The 22,618-nt window shown below is 75.1% G+C and carries 4 protein-coding genes; all 4 read right to left on the reverse strand.

Annotation, left to right across the window (positions count from 1 at the left end):
- Positions 1-37: 37 nt before the first annotated feature.
- Genes O7546_RS17570 through O7546_RS17585 form a run of 4 tightly spaced genes read right to left on the reverse strand, consistent with a single transcriptional unit; the run spans position 38 to position 22,429 of the window.
- The gene (locus tag O7546_RS17570; RefSeq protein ID WP_281599489.1) at positions 38-1,261 is read right to left on the reverse strand and encodes a cytochrome P450; all 1,224 of its coding nucleotides are present in this window, start codon (positions 1,259-1,261) and stop codon (positions 38-40) included.
- Entirely contained in the window at positions 1,258-8,436 is a 7,179-nt protein-coding gene (locus tag O7546_RS17575; protein ID WP_281599491.1) for a non-ribosomal peptide synthetase, read from the reverse strand. The genes O7546_RS17570 and O7546_RS17575 overlap by 4 nt, the downstream gene beginning before the upstream one ends.
- Complete coding sequence (locus tag O7546_RS17580; protein ID WP_281599493.1) at positions 8,433-16,319, reverse strand: non-ribosomal peptide synthetase; 7,887 nt, start codon at positions 16,317-16,319, stop codon at positions 8,433-8,435. Before O7546_RS17580 ends, O7546_RS17575 begins: the two co-directional genes overlap by 4 nt.
- Positions 16,316-22,429, reverse strand: a complete 6,114-nt coding sequence (locus O7546_RS17585; RefSeq protein ID WP_281599495.1) for a non-ribosomal peptide synthetase — start codon at positions 22,427-22,429, stop codon at positions 16,316-16,318. Before O7546_RS17585 ends, O7546_RS17580 begins: the two co-directional genes overlap by 4 nt.
- Between the last annotated feature and the right edge of the window lie 189 nt (positions 22,430-22,618).

Below are 22,618 nucleotides of genomic sequence, written 5' to 3' on the forward strand. Positions count from 1 at the left end.
GGGGGTGTGCGGCGCGGGCCCGGACGGCCCGCGGGTGTCAGAGCCGGACCGGCAGCGCGGCGAGGCTGCGGTTGAGCAGCGACGGCTGCCACCGCACCTCGGTGCCGGCGGGCGCCAGGCCGGGCGCCGCGGCCAGCAGGTCGGTCAACGCGGCGCCGGCGACCAGCCGGGCCAGCGGGGCGCCCAGGCAGAAGTGCCCGCCCTGCCCGAAACCCAGGTGCGGGTTCGGGTGCCGGCGCAGGTCCAGCTCGTCCGGGCGGTCGAAGCGGGCCGGATCCCGGTTCGCCCCGGCGGTGACCACGTAGAGCCGCTGGCCGGCGTGCAGCCGCTGCCCAGCCAGCTCGACGTCGTCCTTGACGTGCCGGATGGACATCTTGGACGGCCCGTCGAAGCGCAGCAGTTCCTCCACCGCCACCGCGGCCAGCTCCGGTTCGGCCCGCAGCAGGGCGAGCTGGCCGGGGTGGCGCAGCAGGTTCCAGGTGCCGACCGCGATCAGGTTGCTGGTGGTCTCGCCACCGGCGAACGCCACGTGGGTGAGCATGGCGACGAACTCGTCCTCGCTCACCGAGTCGCCCACCAGGCCGTTGGCGAGCGCCGCGCTGATCAGGTCCTCGCGGGGCGCGGCCCGCCGGGCCCGCACCAGCACCCGCAGGTAGTCGAACAGGTCCAGCAGCGCCTGCTGCGAGCGCTCGTGCTCCTCCGGCGACTGCACCGAGCCCAGGGCCAGGTCGCCCACCTCGATCGCCCAGCGCTGGAACATCGCGGTGTCCTCGGCCGGCACGCCCATCCAGGCCGCGGCGACGGTCGCCGGGAGCGGGCGGGCGAAGTCGGCCACCAGGTCGATGGTGCCCTCGCCGCCCCCGGCCCGGGCGGCCAGCCGGCTCACCGCCTCCTGCACCATCGGGCGGTTGCGCCGCACCTGCCGGGCCCCGAACGCGCCGCGGAAGACGCTGCGCAGCCGGCGGTGCTCGGGCGGGTCCACGAAGACCATCCAGCCGGCCATGATGGAGAACGCCCGGGCCGCCTCGGGGCTGAGCAGTTCCAGCGGCGTCCGGGCCAGCATCGGGCTGATCCGGTCCGCGGAGATCTCCGGCATCGTGTAGCAGGCGGCGGCGGGCTCGTAGCCGGTGACCAGCCAGGCCCGGTGCACCGGGCTCCAGTGCACCGGTTCGGCGGCCCGCAGCGCGGCCAGGTACGGGTACGGGTCGGCGACAAGGTCGTCGTCCAGCAGATAACGGTCGGTCAGGATCGCGGTGCTCATGCCGTACGCTCCAGCAGCTCGGCGGCGAGGGCGGCGACGGCCGCCACGCCCGGTTCGGTGACCATGCTCCGGTGGGTGCCGGGCAGGTGGTGGACGGTGAGCGCGTCCGGGAACATCTCCCGGCAGCGCCGCTCGTAGGCGGACCCGTTCTCCCCGGCGACCACCGAGGGGCGGCCCGGCCCGGCGGTGGCCGCCTCGGCGGTGACCAGCAGGTGCGCGGGCCCGCGGTAGGGCTGCGGGCGGTAGCCGGCGGCGGCGCGCAGCAGCGCCGTCCACATCGCCACCGGCCAGTCGGCGCCCAGCGCCGCCTCGGACTCGTCGACGCCGGCCGCCAGCAGGGTGGCCACCAGCTCGCGCTCCTGGCTGAGCCGGGCCGGGGTGCCCGGTGTCAGCTCCCGGATCGCGGCGCGCATCGCGACCGCCCGGTCGAGCAGGTCCAGCGCCTCGGTGACGGCGAACATGCCGGTCTCGTCCGGCACCGCCGGTTCGAGCAGCAGCAGGACGTCCGCCTGCTGGCCGGCGGCGGTCAGCCGGATCGCCATCTCCTGGGCGATGTTGGCGCCCATCGACCAGCCGAGGAGCGCGTACGGTCCGTGCGGCTGGTGCGCGCGCAGCTCACGCAGGTAGTCGTCGGCCAGGCCGGTCATCGTGTCGGAGTCGACGCCGCCGTCGATCCCGCGGGCCTGGAGGCCGCGCACCGGGCGGCCGGCGGGCAGCGCCTGCGCCAGCGGCAGGTACCAGGCGACGCTGCCGCCGCTGGGGTGCACGCACCACAGGGGACGCAGGCCGGGGTCGCCGTCGCGCAGGGTCACCACGACACCGCCCTCGTGCCGTACCGCCGCTCCTTCCGGACCGCGGTCGCGGACGGCGATCGCGGTGGCCAGCGTCGCGACGGTCGGGTGCTCGACCAGGTCCGCCACCCCGACCGGCAGGCCCAGGTCGCAGGCGCGGGCGGCGAGCCGCACGATGGCCAGCGAGTGCCCGCCGAGGTCGAAGAAGTCGTCGTGCACGCCGACCCGGTCCAGTCGCAGCGTCTCCGCCCACAGCTTCGCCAGCGTCGCCTCGACCTCGGTGCGCGGCTCCACGTACGGGCGTTCCGGCGCCGCCGTCGGCTCCGGCAGCGCGGCCCGGTCGAGCTTGCCGTTGCCGGTCACCGGCAGCGCGTCCAGCGCGACGAACGCGGACGGCACCAGGTAGGCGGGCAGCCGCTCGCGCAGCCAGCGGCGCAGCACGTCGGCCTCGGGCAGGTCCAGCCCGGCGACCGGCACCAGGTACGCGACGAGCCGGGCGTCGCCGGGCTCGTCGGCGCGGGCGGCCACCGCCGCCATCGCCACGTCGGGACGTGCGGACAGCGCCGCCTCGATCTCGCCGAGCTCGATGCGCCGGCCGCGGATCTTGACCTGTCCGTCGACCCGCCCGCCGAAGTCCAGCGTGCCGTCGGCCCGCAGGCGTCCCCGGTCGCCGGTGCGGTAGAGCCGCCGCCCGCCACCGGCCGGGTCCGGCACGAACCGGTCGGCGGTCAGCCCCGGCTGCCCGAGGTAGCCGCGCGCCAGCGCGTCGCCGCCCAGGTAGATCTCGCCGGCCACGCCGACCGGCGCCGGGCGCAGCGCGTCGTCGAGCACCAGCACAGTGGTCCGGGCCAGCGGCCGGCCGATCGGCACGCTGACCGCGTCCGCCGGCAGGTCACGGACCTGGTGCGCGGTGACGACGAAGATCGTCTCAACCGGGCCGTACCCGTTCACCAGGCGCAGGTGCGGCCAGCGCGTGGCCAGGTCCCGGCAGTGCGGCGCGGACGCCGCCTCCCCGCCGAAGACGATCTGCCGCAGCTCGCCCAGCTCCGCCGGCACCTGCTCGACCGCCAGGTTGAACAGGGTGGTGGTGAGGAACGCGGTGGTCACGCCGTGCCGGCGGATCGCGGCCACGATGCCGGCCGGGGTGAGCGGTTGCGCCGGATAGAGCGCACAGGTGCCGCCGTGCAGCAGCGGGCCGAAGATCTCGAACAGCGCCGCGTCCCAGTTGACGCTGCTCAGGTGCAGCACCGTCTCGTCCGGGCCGAGGTGGGCGAAGTCCTGCCCCAGCAACGAGTCCACGATCGCCCGGTGGGTCACCGCGATGCCCTTGGGCCGTCCGGTGGAACCGGAGGTGTAGAGCACGCAGGCCACGTTGTCGGCGTCCGGCCCCGGCGCCGGCGGCCCGGCCGGCTCCCCGGCGAACGTCTCCTCGGCCAGCGTGACCACGGCCCCGGCCGGCACCTGGTGCCGCCAGGCCGGCTGCGCCAGCACCAGGTCCGCCCCGGCGTCCGCCGCGAGCAGTTCCAGACGGGCGCGCGGGTCGCGCGGGTCCAGCGGCAGGTACGCCGCGCCGGACTTGAGGATGCCGAGCATGCCGACGATCAGGTCCACCGAGCGTTCCGCGCAGAGCCCGACGACCCGCTCCGGGCCGGCGCCGTGCCGCCGCAGGTGGTGCGCGACGCGGTTGGCGCGCGCATCCAGCTCGGCGTAGCTCAGCGTCGTCCCGTCGAGGACCAGCGCGACCCGCTCCGGCCCGGCGGCGACCCGGGCGGCCAGCACGTCGACCACGCTGCGCGGGTCCGCCGCGGCGGCCGCGGCCGGCGTCCGGGTCGCGCCGTCGGCGGCCGGCAGACCCGGCGCCGCCTGCGGGTCGGCGACCATCGCGGCCAGCAGCGCGCAGTACGCGTCGGCGAGCCGCTCCACCTCCCCCGGTGACATCCGCCCGGCGTCGGCCTCGACGGACACGCCCTGCGGGCCGGTGGTGACCATCAGCCCGAAGTTGGTGCGGGCGATCTCCTCGATCTCCTGCTTGTGCTCGCTGCCCAGCGCGTGGAAGTGCACGTAGTTGAAGGCGGTGTCGACGAGCACCTCACCGGCCCACCGGCCGCGCTGCACCTCGGCGAGCGGGAACCGGCGGTGCGGCAGCAGGTCCCGTTCGGCGGCGAACACGTCCCGGAGCAGCCCCAGCCAGGTCGTCGCGGACGACCGGACGCCGAAGGGCACCACGTTGAGGAACAGGCCGCGCATGCCCTCCGCGCCGGCCCGCTCGGGCCGCCCGTTCGTGGCGAAGCCGGTCGAGTACGCCTCGCCGTCGGCGAGCTGCCCCATCAGGTGGTAGTAGGCGGTGAACAGGACCGTCTTGCGGGGCACCCCGGCGCGGGCGGCCAGCGCGTCGATGCCGTCGCGCAGGTGCGCGTAGTCGCGTACCACCTCGCACGTCGACTTGTCGGCGGGTGCCGCGCCGACCGAGCGGGGCACCCGTACCGGCGGGAACCGCTCCACCATGTCGTCCCAGAACGCCCGGGCCGCCGGGTCGTCCACCGCGGCGCGTTCCAGCGCCACGTACTCGGCGAAGCGCGGCACCGGACCGGCCGCCGGCTCCGGGCCCGCGCCGGTGACCGCACGGCGGTGCCGGTCGACCAGCTCGGCGATGAGCGAGGTCAGGCTCCAGCCGTCCAGGACGGCGTGGCAGTCGGTGATGGTGAGCCGGTACTCGGCGTCGTTCAGCACGTGCACGTGCAGCCGGATCAGCGGCGGCTCGGCCAGTTCGAACCAGCGCACCGACTCGGCGTGCAGGTACTCCCGGACCCGCCGGGCCTGCTCCGCCCCGGTCAGGCCGCGCAGGTCGTCCACCCCGACCGGCAGCGCGGCCCGCTCGTGCACCAGTTGCAGCGGCTCCTCGTAGGAGCTCCAGTCGAAGCCGGTGCGCAGGATCTCGTACCGGTCGGCCACCGCGTCCGCCGCGGCCTGCATGGCGGCGGCGTCGAACCCGGCCGGCTCCTGCACCCGGAAGCTGGTCACGTTGTGGTACGCGCCCTTGCCGGCGTCGGCGAGCAGCTCGTAGAGCATGCCCTGCTGCATCCGGGTCAGCGGGTACGCGTCCGCCAGGCCGGCGGGCAGCCGGTCCCGGTCGGCCGGCGCGACCATCGCGAACGGCTCCACCGGCCCGGCCGCGGCGGAGCCGCCGTCGGCGGCCGCGTCGACGGCCCGGGCCAGCTCGCCGAGTGCCTGGTGGGCAAAGACGTCGCGCAGCGCCACGGTGAGACCGCGCCGCTCGGCGAGCCCCACCACCCGCAGCGCGAGGATCGAGTCCCCGCCCAGGTCGAAGAAGCGGTCGGTGACGCCGACCCGGTCCACCCCGAGGGCGGCGCACCACACCTCGGCCAGCGCCCGCTCGGTGGGGGTGGCCGGTGGGACGTGCTCGCGGGTGGCGTCCAGCGCCGGGCCGTCGGTGTCGGGCAGCGCCCGCCGGTCCACCTTGCCGTTCGCGGTCAGCGGCAGCGCCGGCAGCACGGTGAACGTGGCGGGCACCATCGCCTCGGGCAGCCGGTCGCGCAGCCAGCGCCGCAGTTCCTCACCGGTCAGCCCGGCACCGACCACCAGGTACGCGTGCAGCCGGTGCTCACCGCTGCGGGTGCCCCGGGCCACCACGGCGGCCTGCGCGACGGCGGGATGGCGCAGCAGCGCGGCCTCCACCTCGCCCAGCTCGATCCGGTGCCCCCGGATCTTCACCTGGTCGTCGGCGCGTCCCCGGTACTCCAGTTCGCCGCCGGGCAGGTGACGCGCCCGGTCGCCGGTGCGGTAGAGCCGCGCCCCCGGGACGGTGGAGAACGGGTCCGGCACGAACCGCTCCGCGGTCAGCCCCGGCCGGCCCAGGTAGCCGCGGGCCAGTCCGGCGCCGCCGACGTACATCTCGCCGGTGGCCCCGATCGGGACCGGCCGCAGGTGCCGGTCCAGCACGTGCACGGTCAGGTCGCCGAGCGCCCGCCCGATCGGGGAGACGGCGTCGCCGGTCAGGTCCGCGGCGGTCACCAGGCGGTGGGTGACGTGCACTGTGGTCTCGGTGATGCCGTACATGTTCACCAGCCGCACCCCGGCGCCCGGGCCGTCCAGCCAGCCGTCCAGTTCGGGCAGGTCGAGCTTCTCGCCGCCCAGCACCACGTGCCGCACGCCCAGGCCGGCCAGCGGCCGGTCGCCGAGCGCCGCGCGCAGGTTGCGGAACGCTCCCGGGGTCTGGCTGAGCATCGTCACGCGCTCCCGTGCCAGCAGGCCGGCGAAGCGCTCCGGGTCGCGGGCGGTGTCCCGGTCGACGAGCACGACGGTGCCGCCCCGGGTCAGCGCGCCCCACAGCTCCCAGACCGAGAAGTCGAAGGCGTACGAGTGGAACAGGCTCCACACCCCGCCCGGCGGCAGGTCCAGCGCGTCCACGCAGGAGTCGAGAAGGCGGACCACCTGCCGGTGCGCGACGCCCACGCCCTTGGGCCGGCCGGTGGAGCCGGAGGTGTAGATGACGTACGCGAGGTGGTCGGCGTCGGTGACCGCCTCCGGATCCGTCGTCGGCTCACCGTCGAGCGTGTCCAGGCGCAGCACCCCGGCCGGCGCCACCGGCACCCGGTCGGCGAGCTCCGGTGAGACGACGGCCAGCCGTACGCCCGCGTCGGCTACCACGTACGCGAGCCGGTCCCGCGGGTGCTCGGGGTCCAGCGGCACGTACGTCCCGCCGGCCTTGAGGATGCCGAGGATGCCGACGGCCAGGTCGGCGTCGCGGCGCACGCAGAGCGCCACAGTCGTCTCCGGTCCGACGCCGGCCGCACGCAGCCGGTGCGCGAGCTGGTTCGCCCGTGCGTTCAGGCCGGCGTAGTCGACCCGCTGCTGTCCCGCCACCACCGCGATCCGGTGCGGGTCGGCGGCCACGTGGCGGGCGAACCGCTCGTGCAGCAGGTCCGGCGAGGGGTACTCGCGGACCGGGGCGGTCCAGCCGGCGATCAGGTGCCGCTCGTCGGCGGGCAGCAGGTCCAACTCGGCCAGCGGGGTGTCCGGGTGGGCGACCGCCTGTTCCAGCAGCCTCAGGTACTGCCCCGCCCAGCGCCGCGTGGTCTCCGGGTGCCACAGGTCCGCCCGGTGGAAGAAGGCGGCGGCCAGCCCGTCGGGACGGCGCGCGGTCTGCAGCATGAGGTCGAACTTGACCGCGTCGAGGTCCAGGTCGAACCGCGCGCCGCTGACCGCGCCGAGGCGTACCGGGCGGTCGTCGGCGTCGTCGTCGAGGCTGAACATGGCCTGGAACAGGGGTGTGCGGTCGAGGCTGCGGTCCGCGCCGACCCGGTCGACGACCCGCTCGAACGGCGTCTCCTGGTGGTCGTACGCCCCGAGGGCGTCGGCGCGGACCCGGTCGAGCAGGTCGCCGAAGGACGGGTTCCCGGCCAGGTCGGCCCGCAGCACGAGCGTGTTCACGAAGAAGCCGACGACCTGTTCGACCTCCGGCCGGGTCCGGCCGGCAACCGGGGTGCCGACACCGAAGTCGACCTGCCCGCAGAGCCGGGACAGCAGAACCTCGAACGCCGCCAGCAGGACCATGTACAGGGTGGCGCCGCGCTCCTTGGCGAGCTGCTCCAGCGCGGTCACCAGCTCCGGCCCGACGGTGAAGTCGCAGGTGGCCCCGGCGGTGGAGCGTCCGGCCGGGCGGTCGCCGTCGGTGGGCAGCGCCAGCGGCGGCAGCCCGCCCAGCCGGTCGGCCCAGTACGCGAGGTCCCGCTCCACCCGCTGCTCGGTGGCGGTGCGGCGCTGCCAGGCCGCGTAGTCGGCGTACCGCACCGGCGGCTCGGGCGACGGGTCGCCGGTGTAGAACGCCTCCAGGTCGCGGACCAGCACGCCCATCGACCAGCCGTCGGCGACGATGTGGTGCAGGGTCAGCAGCACCACGTGGTCGGTGGGCGTGAGCCGCCACCCGGTGACCCGGAACAGCGGGCCGGTCTCCAGGTCGAACGGCTCCCCCGCCGCCGCCCGGGCCGCGGCGGCGACCTCGGCGGCGTCGGTGGCGACCCGCCAGTCGACGCCCGCCCAGCCGTCCACGATGTCCTGCCGGACCACCCCGTCGACGACGGTGAACCGGGTACGCAGCGACTCGTGCCGCCGGACCAGGGCCGCGAACGCCGCGTCGAGCCGCTCCCGGTCCAGCGGCCCGGTGAGCCGCCACGCGACGGGGATGGTGTACGCCGCGCCGGCGCCGTCGAGCCGGTCGAGGAAGACCAGGCGTTCCTGCCCGAAGGAGACCGGCAGGTCGCGGGTGCCGCTGCCCCGGATGATCCCGGCCGGGGCGGTCGCGGGGGCCGCTCCGGCGAGCCGCCGGCGGAGCAGCTCGTGCTGGGCGGGGGTGAGGGCGGTCATCGGGTCTCCTCCAGTTTCCGGGCGAGCCGGGCGATGGTGCGGGCTTCGAAGAAGGCGCGCAGGGTGATCGGGGCGGCCAGCCGGTCGCGCAGCCGGGAGATGACGCGCAGCGCGGTGAGCGAGTGGCCGCCGAGGGCGAAGAAGTCGTCCTCGACGCCGACGTCGGGCCGGTCCAGCAGCTCGGCCCAGATCTCGGCGACGACCCGCTCGGTGCCGGTGCGCGGGGCCACCCGGTCCACTGCGGGCCGCCCGGCCCGGATCTCCGGCAGCGCCGCCCGGTCGACCTTGCCGTTGCCGAGCAGCGGCAGGGCGTCGAGGAGCAGCAGCTCGGCCGGGATCATCGCGTACGGCAGGCGGTCCTCCAGGTGGCGGCGCAGATCCGCCTCGGTGACGCCGGCGCCCGGGATCCGCTGGGCGTAGCCGGCCAGCCGCCAGCCGTCCGGCCCGTCCGGGCGGGCCACCACGGCCGCGGCGCCGACCGCGGGGTGAGCGGCCAGGGCGGCCTCCACCTCGGCCGGTTCGACCCGGACGCCGCGTACCTTTACCTGCCGGTCCAGCCGGCCCCGGAACTCCAGCGTCCCGTCCGCCAGCAGGCGTGCCGCGTCGCCGGTGCGGTACATCCGCGCGCCGGGCGGTCCGGCCGGGTCCGGCAGGTACGCCGCCGCGGTCAGGCCGGGCCGGTTGCGGTAGCCGCGGCTGACCCCGGTGCCGCCGATGTGCACCTCGCCGAAGACGCCCACCGGCACCGGGCGCAGCGCCTCGTCGAGCACCCGCACGTACGTGCCGGGCATCGGCACGCCGATGGTGACCGACTCGTGGGGCGTCCCCGGGTCGAGGTCGGCGACAGTGGTGGTGACGGTTGCCTCGGTGGGGCCGTACTGGTTGACGACCCGGCGCAGCGCGGGCAGCGCGGTGTGCACCTTGGCGAGCAGCTCCGGGGTGCACGGCTCGCCGCTTAGCACCAGCAGCCGCAGCGCGGGCAGCGTCGCCGCGGCGACGTCACCGGTGTCGAGGAGCTGGTGCAGCAGCGACGGGACCATGCTCAGCAGCGCGGTCGGCGCGGGCCGGCCGGGCAGGTCGGTGGCGATCGTGGACAGGTCGGAGCGTTCGGCGATCAGGACCGTCGCGCCGACGGTGAGCGGGCCGACGCAGTCGCGCAGGAACGCGTCGAACGCGGGCGAGGCCCGTTGCAGGACGACGTCGTCGGCGCCCAGCAGATAGTGGGCCAGGATGGTGTCGAGGTACGCGGTGACCGCGCCGTGCTCGGCCAGCACGCCCTTGGGCCGTCCGGTGGATCCGGAGGTGTAGACCAGGTAGGCGAGCCGGGCCGGGTCGGCGGCGACGGCCGGCGGGTCGGCCGGCAGGACTTCGGTCCGGCTCCGGGCCAGCGTCTCCGGGTCGAGCACCAGCCGTACCCCGGCGTCGTCGGCGAGTTGCGCCAGGCGGCGCGGCGGCAGGTCCGGGTCGAGGCCGACGAACGCCGCCCCGGCCTTCCAGACGCCGAGCACGGCGACCACCGTGTCGACGCCGCGGGGCAGCCGCAGGCCGACCCGGTCCTCCGGGCCGACGCCCCGCGTGCGCAGGTGGTGGGCCAGCTGGTCGGCGCGCCGGTCCAGCTCCGCGTAGGTCAACTCGCCGCCGGGGCCGACCAGCGCGGTGGCGTCCGGGGTGGCTCGCGCCTGGTCGGCGATGCGGTCGGGCAGCGACCGGAACGGCGTGGCCGGCCGGGTCACCGCCGCCGGCGCGACCGGGTCGGCCAGCGGCAGGTCGCCGATCCCGGCCGCCGGGTCGGCGGCCACGGCCCGCAGCACCCGCTGGTACGCCCCGGCCATCCGCCGGATCGTGTCGGCGTCGAAGATGTCCGTGGTGTAGTCCAGCGAGCCGGTCAGCCCGTCCGGGCCGTGCACCAGCTCCAGCGTCAGGTCGAGCTTCGCGGCGCCCCGGTCGACCGGGTGGGCGGCGCCGGCGGCGGATCCGAGCCGTAGCGTGTCGAGCGTCCAGTCGTTGTAGCTGAACAGCGCCTGGAACAGCGGCGACCGGCTCAGGTCCCGGTCCGGGCTCAGCTCCTCGACAAGCCGCCCGAACGGCAGCTCCTGGTGCTCGTACGCGGCGAGCGCGTCGTCGCGGACCCGGCCGAGCAGCTCGGTGAAGGTGGGGCGGCCGGTCAGGTCCGCCCGCAGCACGAGCGTGTTGAGGAAGAACCCGACCACGTCGCGGACCTCCGGTCGGTCCCGCCCGGCCACCGGCGTGCCGACGGCGAAGTCGGTCTGGCCGCTCCACCGGCCCAGCAGCACCTGGTAGGCGGCGAGCAGCGTCATGAACAGCGTCGCGCCGTGCGCGGCGCCGAGCCGTTCCAGCGCGGCCACGGTGTCCGGCTCGACGTGGAAGCCGACGCTCGCGCCGGCGCCGTCGCGCACCGCCGGCCGCGGCCGGTCGGTGGGCAGTTCCAGCGTCGGCAGGCCGGCCAGCCGCTGCCGCCAGTGGGCCAGCTCCCCGCGCAGCCGGTCACCGGCGAGCCGCTGCCGCTGCCAGGCGGCGAAGTCGGCGTAGCGAACCGGCGGCCGGGGCAGGGCGGTCCCGTCGTACCCGGCCTCCAGCTCTCGGACCAGCACCGCCGCCGACCAGCCGTCGGAGACGGCGTGGTGCATGGCGAGCAGCAGCAGGTGGACGTCACCGGCGTGCCACAGCACGGCCCGGAACAGCGGGCCGGTGGTCAGCGCGAACGGCCGCCGGGCCTCCCGGGCCAGCGCGTCCGCCGCCTCGGCCTCGGTGGCGGCGACGCGCCGGTCCAGGCCGTCCCAGCCGGGCAGCACGTCCTGGCGGACCACGCCGTCGGCGAGCGTGAAGCGGGTACGCAGCGACTCGTGCCGGTCGACGAGCGCGTCGAGCGCGGCGGCCAGCCGGCCGGCGTCGAGCGGTCCGGTCAGCCGCCAGGCCAGCGGGATCGTGTACGCCGGGCCGGCGCCCTCCAGCCGGTCGAGGAAGACCAGCCGTTCCTGCCCGAAGGAGACGGGCAGCCCGGTGGTGGCGGTGTCCCTGCCGATCGGGGTGACGAGCGGCTCGGCCTCGTCGAGCAGGCGGGCCAGCCCGGCGATGCTGCGGGCGGTGAACAGGTCCCGGAAGGTGAGTTCCCGGCCGGTGCGCGCGGCGACCGCGCCGACCACCTTGATGGCCAGCAGCGAGTGTCCGCCGAGGGCGAAGAAGTCGTCGTCCATGCCCGGGTCGGCGACGCCGAGCACCTCGGCGAAGATCTCCGCGAGGTGCCGTTCCAGTTCCGTGGCCGGTTCGCGCCGGCCCGCGCCGGCGGCGTACGACGGTTCGGGCAGGGCGGCCCGGTCGACCTTGCCGTTGCGGGTCAGCGGCAGCTCGTCGAGGACCACCACGGCGGCCGGCACCAGGTACGCCGGCAGCGTCCGTCCGAGGTGGGCCCGCAGGTCGCCCAGTTCCGCCGGGTCGGCGGCGACGTACGCGACCAGGCTGAGCACACCCGCCCGGTCGGGGCGGGCGAGCACCACCGCGTCGCGGACCGCCGGGTGGCGGCGGACCGCCGTCTCGATCTCGCCGGGCTCGACTCGGAACCCGCGGACCTTCACCTGGCCGTCGGCCCGGCCGACGAACTCCAGCACCCCGTCGGCGGTCCAGCGCACCAGGTCACCGGTGCGGTAGACCCGGCCTCCCGGCGCGCCGAACGGGTCCGGCAGGAACCGCTCGGCGGTGCGGGCGGGCGCGCCGACGTACCCGCGGGCCAGCCCGGCGCCGCCGAGCAGCAGCTCACCGACCACCCCGACCGGGACGGGCCGCAGCGCCGGGTCCACCACGTACGCGGTGGTGTGGTGCATCGGGCGGCCGATCGGGACGCTGCCCGCGCCGGCCGGCGCGGTGACCTGGTGCCAGGTGCCGAAGGTGGTGGACTCGGCCGGGCCGTACATGTGCAGCAGCCGGCCGGGGCCGCCGTGGGCGAGCAGGCCGTCCACCGCGGCCGGGTCGGCGGCCTCCCCGCCGAACAGCACGTGCCGCAGGCGGCCCAGGACGTCCGGGCGTTCCCGGGCGACCTGGTGGAACAGCGCGGTGGTGAGGAACAGCGTGGTGACCCGGTGCCGCGCCAGGTGCGCGGCCAGGGCGGCGGTGGACAGCGCCACGTCGGGCGGGGTGACCACGAGCGTCGCACCGGCGACCAGGGTGGCCCACACCTCGAAGGTGGCCGCGTCGAAGACCGGGTTGGCGGCGAAGGCGACCCGGTCGTCCGGCCCGAGGGTCAGGTACCCGCCGTCGTGGACGGTACGGACCAGACCGCGGTGGGTGATCCCGATGCCCTTGGGGCGGCCGGTGGAGCCGGAGGTGTAGACGACGTAGCCGAGCTGTTCCGGGTCGACCGGGATCGCCGGGTCGGTCGCCGGCCGCCGGTCCACCTCGGCGGCGTCGCGGACCAGGTCCACGACGCGGCAGTCCAGGCCCGCGCCGTCGTGGTGCCCGCCGCCGGTGACGAGCACCGTGGCGCCGGTGTCGGCGATCATGTGCCGGCTGCGCCCGGCCGGCTGGTCGGCGTCCAGCGGCAGGTAGGCGCCGCCGGCGCGGAGCACGGCGAGCTGCGCGCGGACCAGGCCGGCGCCGCGGGGCAGGCTGACCGCCACCACGGTCTCCGGGCCCACGCCGAGGGCGATCAGGTGGTGGGCCAGCCGGTTCGCCTGCCGGTCCAGTTCGGCGTACGTCCACACGACCGGGCCGTCGACCACGGCGGCACGGTCGCCGCCGGTGGCGACCCGGTCGGCGACGAGGTGGTGCAGCGGCCGGGCGGGCAGCTCCGGTGCCGCGGCGGTGCCCGCCGCGCGCAGCGCGTCCCACTCGGCGGGGTCGACGGCCGGCCAGTCGCCGAGCCGGGTGCCGGGGTCGTCGGCCAGCGCGTCGAGCAGCCGGGCGTACGCACCGGCGAGCCGGTCCACGGTGGCCGGGGTGAACAGGTCGGTGGCGTACTCGAACAGACCGGTGAGGGTGCCGTCGGGCGCCTGGTCGACGAAGAGGGTGAGGTCGAACTTGGCGGTACGCCAGCCCAGCGGCAGCTCGGTCACGGTCCGCTCGGGCAGCCGCAGCGCGGTCACCGCGGTGTCCCGCAGCGCGAACATGGTCTGGTAGACCGGGGTGCGGCTGAGGTCCCGCTCGGGCCGCAGCTGCGCGACCACCTGCTCGAACGGCACGTCCTGGTGGTCGTAGGCGCCCAGGGTGGCCGCGCGGACCCGCCCGACCAGCTCGGTCAGCGTGGGGTCGCCGGTCAGGTCGGCGCGGACCGCGAGCGTGTTGACGAAGAAGCCGACGACGTTCTCCAGCTCGCCGCGTGTCCGGCCGGCGACCGGGGTGCCGACGGCGAAGTCGTGCTGGCCGCTCCACCGTCCGAGCAGCGCCTGGAACGCGGCCAGCAGGACCGTGTGCACTGTGGTCCGCTGCTCCCGGGCCAGCGCGGCGAGCCGGGGCAGCGCGTCGTGCGGCAGCGCGAAGCGGTGGGTGGCGCCGTCCGCGCCGAGCACCGCCGGCCGGGGCCGGTCGGTGGGCAGTTCCAGCGCGGGTACGCCGTCGAGCGTGTCGCGCCACCAGTCCAGTTCGGCGGCGACGCGGTCCGGGCTGAGGTCGGCGCGCTGCCAGCGGGCGAAGTCGGCGTAGCGCACCGGCGGTGCGGGCGGCGTCGCGCCGGCGTACAACTCGGCGAGTTCGCGCGCGACGACGCCGAGCGACCAGCCGTCGGCGACCAGGTGGTGCAGCACGAGCAGCAGCACGTCGTGCCCGGGCAGGCGGACCAGCGTGGCACGCCACAGCGGCCCGGCAGCCAGGTCGAACGGCTCGCGGATCAGCGCGGCGGCCGCCTCGTCGGTCCAGGCGGCGGCGTCGAGCCGGGTCAGCGCGACGGTGGGCTCCGGGTCCACCACCGGGGTGTCGCCGGTGAAGCGGGTACGCAGCGCGTCGTGCCGGGCGGCGAGCCGGTGCAGGGCCCGGCGCAGCGTGTCCTCGTCGAGGTACCCGTCGACGCGCCAGGCGACCGGGATGACGTAGCTGGGGCTGTCCGGATGGATGCGGTGCAGGAACAGCAGCCGCTCCTGGCCGAACGACGCCACCGCCGGGGCGTCGTCGGCTCCGGCGACCAGTGCCGGCGCCGGGTCGGTGGCGGGCGCGTCCGCGACGGTCTCGGCCAGGGCGGACACGGTAAGTCCTTCGAACAGGTCGCGCAGCGACACCTCCACGCCCAGTTCCTCGCGCAGGCGGGCGATCAGCCGTACGGCAAGCAGGGAGTGCCCGCCGAGGGCGAAGAACGTGTCGTCGACGCCGACCCGGGCGACGCCGAACACGTCGGTCCAGACCTTGGCGAGGCGTTCCTGGACCGGGTTCTCCGGGGCCCGGTACGCCACGGCCATGTCCGGGCGGTCCGGGGCGGGCAGCGCCTTTCGGTCCAGCTTGCCGCTCGGGGTCAGCGGCAGCTCGGCCAGCGGCACGAACGTCGACGGCACCATGTAGCCGGGCAGCCGTCCGGCCAGCCGGTCCCGCAGCTCGCCGACGTCGAGACGGTCCCCGACGACGTAGGCGACGAGGCGCTTCTCGGCGGCCTCGCCGGTGGCCACCACCACCGAGGCGCGTACGCCGGGCTGGTCGTCGAGCACCGCCTGGATCTCGCCCAGCTCGACCCGGTTGCCGGCGAGCTTGACCTGCTCGTCGACCCGGCCGAGGTAGTCGACCACGCCGGGTCGGTGCCAGCCGGCCAGGTCGCCGCTGCGGTACATCCGCCCGCCCGGCTCGCCGTGCGGGTCGGGCAGGAACCGCTCGGCGGTCAGGCCCGGCCGGCCGACGTAGCCGCGTGCGAGCTGCACACCGGCGAGGTACAGCTCTCCCGGGTCGTCGCCGGTCACGGGACGCAGTTCGGGGTCCAGGATGTGCAGCTGGGTGTTGTCGACGGCCGCGCCGATCGGCACACTCGCCCCGGTCCACTCCGGCCGGCAGGCCCAGGCGCTGACCTCGATGGACGCCTCGGTCGGGCCGTACAGGTTGTGCAGTTCGACGTCGGGCAGGACGCGCAGCACCCGGTTCTGCAGGTCGGTGGGGAGCGCTTCGCCGCTGGCGAGGATGCGGCGCAGGCTGTGGCATTCGGCGACGCCGGGTTCGCCGGCGAACAGCGCCAGCATGGTCGGGATGAAGTGCACGCTGGTGATCTCCCGGCTGCGGATGATCTCCACCAGGTACCGGGTGTCCCGGTGCCCGCCGGGCCGGGCGAGGATCAGCCGCGCGCCGACGGTCAGGGGCCAGAACAGCTCGTGCACGGACACGTCGAAGGCGTACGGGGTCTTCTGGAGCACCCGCTCGTCGGAGGTCATGCCGTACTCGTGCTGACCCCAGCGCAGCCGGTTGACCACGCCCCGGTGCTCGACGACGACGCCCTTGGGCCGCCCGGTCGAGCCGGAGGTGTACATGACGTAGCAGGCGTTGCGCTCGTCCACGGCGACGTCGCACGGCTCGGCGGACTCGTCGGCCGTGTCGGCGACAGTCAGTTCCGGCAGGCCGGGCAGGCCCAGGTCGACGTCCATGCCGGGGCCGCGGACCACTGCCACCGCGCCGGCCTGGCCGGCCATGTAGGTCAGCCGGTCGGTGGGCAGCTCCAGGTCCAGCGGCAGGTACGCCGCGCCGCTCTTGAGGACACCGAGCAGGACGACCAGCAGGTCCAGGGACCGCTGGGCGCCGACGGCGACGACCGTCTCGGGCCCGGCGCCGCGGCGGCGCAGGGCGTGGGCGAGCCGGTTCGCCCGCCGGTCCAGCTCGCGGTAGGTCAGCTCCGCGCCCTCGAACTCCAGGGCGACCGCGTCCGGGGTACGCCGGACCTGCGCCTCGACCAAGCCGTGGATGGTGCTCATGCCTGCTGCTCCTTCAGTGCCTGCTCGACGTCCTCGTCGCTCATCGCGGCGATCTCGGCCATCAACCGGTCCTCGACTGCTACCGCGAGTCGCGCCACGGTGGGCTGTTCGAAGAGGGTGCGGACGGCCACCTCGCAGCCGAAGACCGCGCGCAGCCGGATGGCGACCCGGGTGGCGAGCAGGGAGTGGCCGCCCAGGTGGAAGAAGTTGTCGTGGATGCCGATCCGGTCGACGCGCAGCACCTGCCGCCAGACGTCCGCGATCGCCTCCTCGGTGGGCGTACGCGGCGGTTCGGTGTCGGCGCCGGGCGCGGCCCGGTAGCCGGCCGGGTCGGGAAGCCGGTCCCGGTCGACCTTGCCGCCGACCGTGCGCGGCAGTTCGTCGAGGACGATCACCACCGCCGGCACCATGAACCCGGGCAGCCGCTCGCCCAGCCGGTCGCGCAGGTCGTCGACGGAGACCGCGTCGCCGGCCAGGTAGGCGACGAGCCGGTCCTGCCAGGCGATGACCACGGCGTCGCGTACGCCCGGGTGTTCCCGCAGGCGGGCCTCGACCTCACCCACCTCGACCCGGAACCCACGCACCTTCACCTGACCGTCGGCCCGCCCCCGGAACTCCAACTGCCCGTCCGCACGCCACCGCACCAGATCCCCGGTCCGATACAACCGGCCACCCGGCTCACCACCGAACGGGTCCGGCACGAACCGCTCCGCCGTCGCACCCGGCCGGCCCAGATAACCCCGCGCCAACTGCGTGCCACCGACGAACAACTCACCCACCGCACCCACCGGCACCTCGGCCAGCGAACCGTCCAGCACGTACAACGCCCGGTCCCCCACCGCCCGGCCGATCGGCACCGCGCCGTCCACTGCGGACGGCACGTCGTAGACGGTGGCGCTGATCGTGGTCTCGGTCGGGCCGTACGTGTTGACCACTGCGACGTCCGGGTGGTGCCGCCGCCACCAGGCCAGGTCGGCCGGGCGTACCTCGTCCCCGCCGAGCACCAGCAGGCGCAGCGCGGCCGGGCTCCAGGTGGGCGCGGAGGTGCCGTCGGCGGTGACCTCGGCGATCAGCTCGGTGAGGTAGCCGGGGACGACCTCCATCACCGTCACCCGGTGCCGTTCCACGTCGGCGACGAGCTGGGCCGGGGCGACCAGGCCGTGCTCGGGCAGCACCAGCGCGGCCCCGCAGGTCAGCGCCGGGAAGATCTGCTCGATCGAGGCGTCGAAGGCCAGCGCGGCGAACTGCAGCACCCGGTCGGCCGGCCCGAGTCCGAACCGGCGTCGCATCCGGGACACGTGCGCGGCCATCGCCGCCCGCGACACCCCGACACCCTTCGGCCGTCCGGTCGACCCCGACGTGTAGATGACATACGCCAACTGCCCGCCGTCCACCGGCACACCCGGGTCGTCGTCCCGGCCACCGTCCGGCAGCTCGCCGTCCAGCACCACGCTCACGCCGAGGTCGGAGGTCAGCAGCTCCCGCCGCTGCGCCGGCCAGGACGGGTCGATCGGCACATACGCCCCACCCGCCTTCAACACACCCAGCACCGCCGCCAGCATGTCCACCCCACGCGGCAACCGGACACCCACAAGCGACTCCGGACCCACACCACGGCCCCGCAACCACCACGCCACCCGATTCGCCCGCGCGTTCAACTCCCCGTACGACACCACCCCACCAGCAGCAACCACCGCCACCGCACCCACACCACGACGCACCCGCTCCTCGAACCCCACCACCGGATCCACCACCCGGCCCACCACCTCCGGCGCACCGAAACGCCGCAACACACCCCGCTCCCCCGACGGCAACCCCAACCCACCAACCCGCACACCCGGATCAGCCACCACCGCCACCAACAACTCCCGACACCGACCCACCAACCGACCGATCGACACCGCATCGAACAGATCCGTCCGGTACTGCACGAAGCCGCCGGCCGCCCCGGGGTCGGTGGTGAAGGTGACCATCAGGTCGAACTTGGTGACGTCGAACGGGATCTCGGCGGGACGCAGCCGCGCGACGCCGAGCCGGGGCGCCGCGATCGAGCGCACCTCCAGGTCGAACATGGCCTGGAACAGCGGGGACCGGCCGGCCTCCCGGTCGGGGCGCAGCTCCTCCACCACCCGCTCGAAGGGGAGCTCCTGGTACTGGTAGGCGTCCAGCGCCCGGTCACGGACCCGGCCGAGCAGCTCGGTGAACGTCGGGTCGCCGCTCAGGTCGGCGCGCATCACCAGTGTGTTGACGAAGAAGCCGATGACGTTCTCCACCTCGGGCCGGGTACGCCCGGCCACCGGCACCCCGACGCCGAAGTCGTCCTGCCCGGTCCAGCGAGCCAGCACCGCCTGGAAGGCGGCCAGCAGCGTCATGTAGAGCGTGGCGCCGTGCGCGCGGCCGATCCGCTCCAGCGCGGCCACCAGTTCGGGGTCCAGGGTGAACTCGTGGGTCGCGCCGGCCCAGGACGGGCGGGCCGGCCGGGGCCGGTCGGTGGGCAGCTCCAGCGCGGGCAGGCCGGCCAGCCGCTCCCGCCAGTGGGCCAGTTCGGTGTCGAGCCGCTCGCCGGTGAGTTCCCGGCGCTGCCAGCCGGCGTAGTCGGCGTACTGCACCGGCAGTTCCGGCAGCGACTCCCCGGCGTACGCGGCGCCCAGTTCGCGTACCAGCACGCCCATCGACCAGCCGTCGGAGACGATGTGGTGCATGGCCAGCACGAGCAGGTGGTCCTCCGGCCCGAGCTGCCAGACCAGGGCCCGGAACAGCGGGCCGGACGCCAGGTCGAACGGGCGGTGCAGCTCCCGCTCGGCCTGCGTCACCGCCTCGGTGTACGGGTCGGCGGCGGATCGGGTGTCGTACCAGTCGGCGGTCACGTCGCCGATGGCGGCGACCCGCTGCACCGGCTGCGTGTCGACCACCGGGAAGGTGGTCCGCAGCGACTCGTGGCGGTCGACGAGCTGCCGCAGCGCCCGGTCGAGCCGGTCCCGGTGCAGCGGTCCGTCCACCCGCCAGGCCAGCGCCGCCATGTAGTCGGGCGCGTCGGGCTCCAGCCGGTGCAGGAACCACATCCGCTCCTGCGCGAACGAGAGCGGGAAGTCGCCGCTGCGCCGGAGCCGGGTGATCGCGGGCGCGGCGCCGGCGGTGGACGCGGGCAGCGCGGCGGCGAACTCGGCGATGGTCGGGTGGGCGAAGAAGGTCCGCACATCGACGGGACGGTCGAGCGCCTTCACCAGGCGGGCCACCGCGAGGGTGGCGAGCAGGGAGTGGCCGCCCAGGTCGAAGAAGTCGTCGTGGATGCCGATCCGGTCGACCCGCAGCACCTGCCGCCAGACGTCCGCGATCGCCTCCTCGGTCGGGTTACGCGGGCCCTCGAAGCCCACGCTCACGTCCGGACGGTGGCCCTCCGGGTCCGGGAGCCGGTCCCGGTCGACCTTGCCGCCGACGGTGCGCGGCAGTTCGTCGAGGACGATCACCACCGCCGGCACCATGAACTCGGGCAGCCGCTCGCCCAGCCACCGCCGTACCTCGTCGGCGGTCACGCCGTCCGCGGCCAGGTAGGCGACCAGGCGGTCCTGCCAGGCGATGACCACGGCGTCGCGTACGCCCGGGTGTTCCCGCAGGCGGGCCTCGACCTCACCCACCTCGACCCGGAACCCACGCACCTTCACCTGACCGTCGGCCCGCCCCCGGAACTCCAACTGCCCGTCCGCACGCCACCGCACCAGATCCCCGGTCCGATACAACCGGCCACCCGGCTCACCACCGAACGGGTCCGGCACGAACCGCTCCGCCGTCGCACCCGGCCGGCCCAGATAACCCCGCGCCAACTGCGTGCCACCGACGAACAACTCACCCACCGCACCCACCGGCACCTCGGCCAGCGAACCGTCCAGCACGTACAACGCCCGGTCCCCCACCGCCCGGCCGATCGGCGGCGTGCCGGTGAGGCCCGGCGGAAGGTCGGCGACCGTCGTGGTGACTGTGGTCTCGGTCGGGCCGTACGCGTTGAGCACCGTCACGTCGGGGCACCGGGACGCGAAACGGTCCACGTCGCCGGGGCGGACACGGTCGCCGCCGAGCACCATCAGCCGCAGGTCTCGCGGCACCTCGCCGTCCCGTTCGGTCAGCTCGGCGACCAGCTCGCCGAAGTACGCCGGCGGCAGGTTGGCGAGCGTCACGCCGTGCCGGGCCAGCAGCGGCAGCAGGGTGGCCGGGGCGACCAGGCCGTGCTCGGGCAGCACCAGCGCGGCCCCGCAGGTCAGCGCCGGGAAGATCTGCTCGATCGAGGCGTCGAAGGCCAGCGCGGCGAACTGCAGCACCCGGTCGGCCGGCCCGAGTCCGAACCGGCGTCGCATCCGGGACACGTGCGCGGCCATCGCCGCCCGCGACACCCCGACACCCTTCGGCCGTCCGGTCGACCCCGACGTGTAGATGACATACGCCAACTGCCCGTCCGCGACCGGCACACCCGGGTCGTCGTCCCGGCCGCCGTCCGGCAGCTCGCCGTCGAGCAGGAGTTCGAGCCCGGCGTCCGCGCGGACGACGTCGACCCGCTCGGCCGGCCAGGACGGGTCGATCGGCACATACGCCCCACCCGCCTTCAACACACCCAGCACCGCCGCCAGCATGTCCACCCCACGCGGCAACCGGACACCCACAAGCGACTCCGGACCCACACCACGGCCCCGCAACCACCACGCCACCCGATTCGCCCGCGCGTTCAACTCCCCGTACGACACCACCCCACCAGCAGCAACCACCGCCACCGCACCCACACCACGACGCACCCGCTCCTCGAACCCCACCACCGGATCCACCACCCGGCCCACCACCTCCGGCGCACCGAAACGCCGCAACACACCCCGCTCCCCCGACGGCAACCCCAACCCACCAACCCGCACACCCGGATCAGCCACCACCGCCACCAACAACTCCCGACACCGACCCACCAACCGACCGATCGACACCGCATCGAACAGATCCGTCCGGTAGACAAGCGTCATGGCGAGTTCGTCGCCGCGCGGCTGGGCGAACAGCGACACCGCGAACAGCGCCTTGGGGCGGTCGGTCTCGAAGTCGGTGAAGCGCAGCGGTCCGGCCGAGGGGCCGTCGCCCGGCACGTTCTGCATCGCGAACCAGGCGTCGATAAGCGAGTCGGTGTCCGGCCGCTCGGGCCGCAACTCGCGGACCACCCGCTCGTACGGGACCTCCTGGTGGTCGAGCGCGTCGAGGGCGTCGTCGCGGACCCGGCCGAGCAGCTCGGCGAACGTCGGGTCGCCACTCAGGTCGGCGCGCGTGACCACCGTGTTGACGAACAGTCCGATGAGGTTCTCCACCTCGGGCCGGTCCCGGCCGGCCACCGGCGAGCCGATGCCGAAGTCGTCCTGCCCGCTCCACCGGCCCAGCAGCACCTGGAACGCGGCCAGCAGCGTCATGTAGAGCGTGGCGCCGTGTTCCCGGCCGACGCGGTGCAGGCCGGCCACCAGGTCCGGGCCGAGGACGAACTCGGTGGTCGCCGCCGCGTGCGACGGTCGCTCCGGGGCGGGCCGGTCGGTGGGCAGGGTCAGCGCGGGCAGGCCGGCGAGCCGGTCACGCCAGTAGTCCAGGTCGGCGCGGAGCCGGTCGCCGTCGAGCTCGCGGCGCTGCCGCTCGGCGTAGTCGACGTACCGGACGGGCAGGTCGGGCAGGGTTTCCCCGGCGTACGCGGCGGCCAGCTCGCGGGCCAGCAGGCCGACCGACCAGCCGTCGGAGGCGATGTGATGCGTCGCCGCCAGGACCACGTGCTCGGTGTCGGTGAGCGTCCAGACGACGACCCGCAGCAGCGGTCCGGTGGCCAGGTCGAACGGCCGCTCCGCCTCGACCTCGGCCGCCCGGGCGACCTCGGCGGCCGAGCCGGCGGTGCGCCAGTCGACGGGGGTGCCGGCCGATGGCGGCAGAACGACCCGGGGCATGCCGTCGCGTTCCACGAAACGGGCGCGCAGCGCGTCGTGCCGGTCGACCACCGTGTCCACCGCCGTCTGGAACCGTTCCCGGTCGAGCCGGCCGTGCACCCGCCACATCGGAGTGGTGACGTACGCGGTGTCGCGACCACCGGCCAGCCGGTCGAGGAACCACATGCGGTGCTGGGAGAACGACGGAGAGTAATCAACCTGGACACAGTTCTCTAGCTGGCGCAATTCGAATTCTCCTCGACTGGAAACCGGCAGGCGACAAGCGATTACCGACGCATGCGAGTTGCGTCGGCGCGCAATTCGGTCAGACATCCCGAAGCGCCATGCCCATTCATTCACCCATCGGGCGAAATG

The sequence above is a fragment of the Micromonospora sp. WMMA1976 genome (assembly GCF_027497335.1).
Lineage (GTDB): Bacteria > Actinomycetota > Actinomycetes > Mycobacteriales > Micromonosporaceae > Micromonospora > Micromonospora aurantiaca.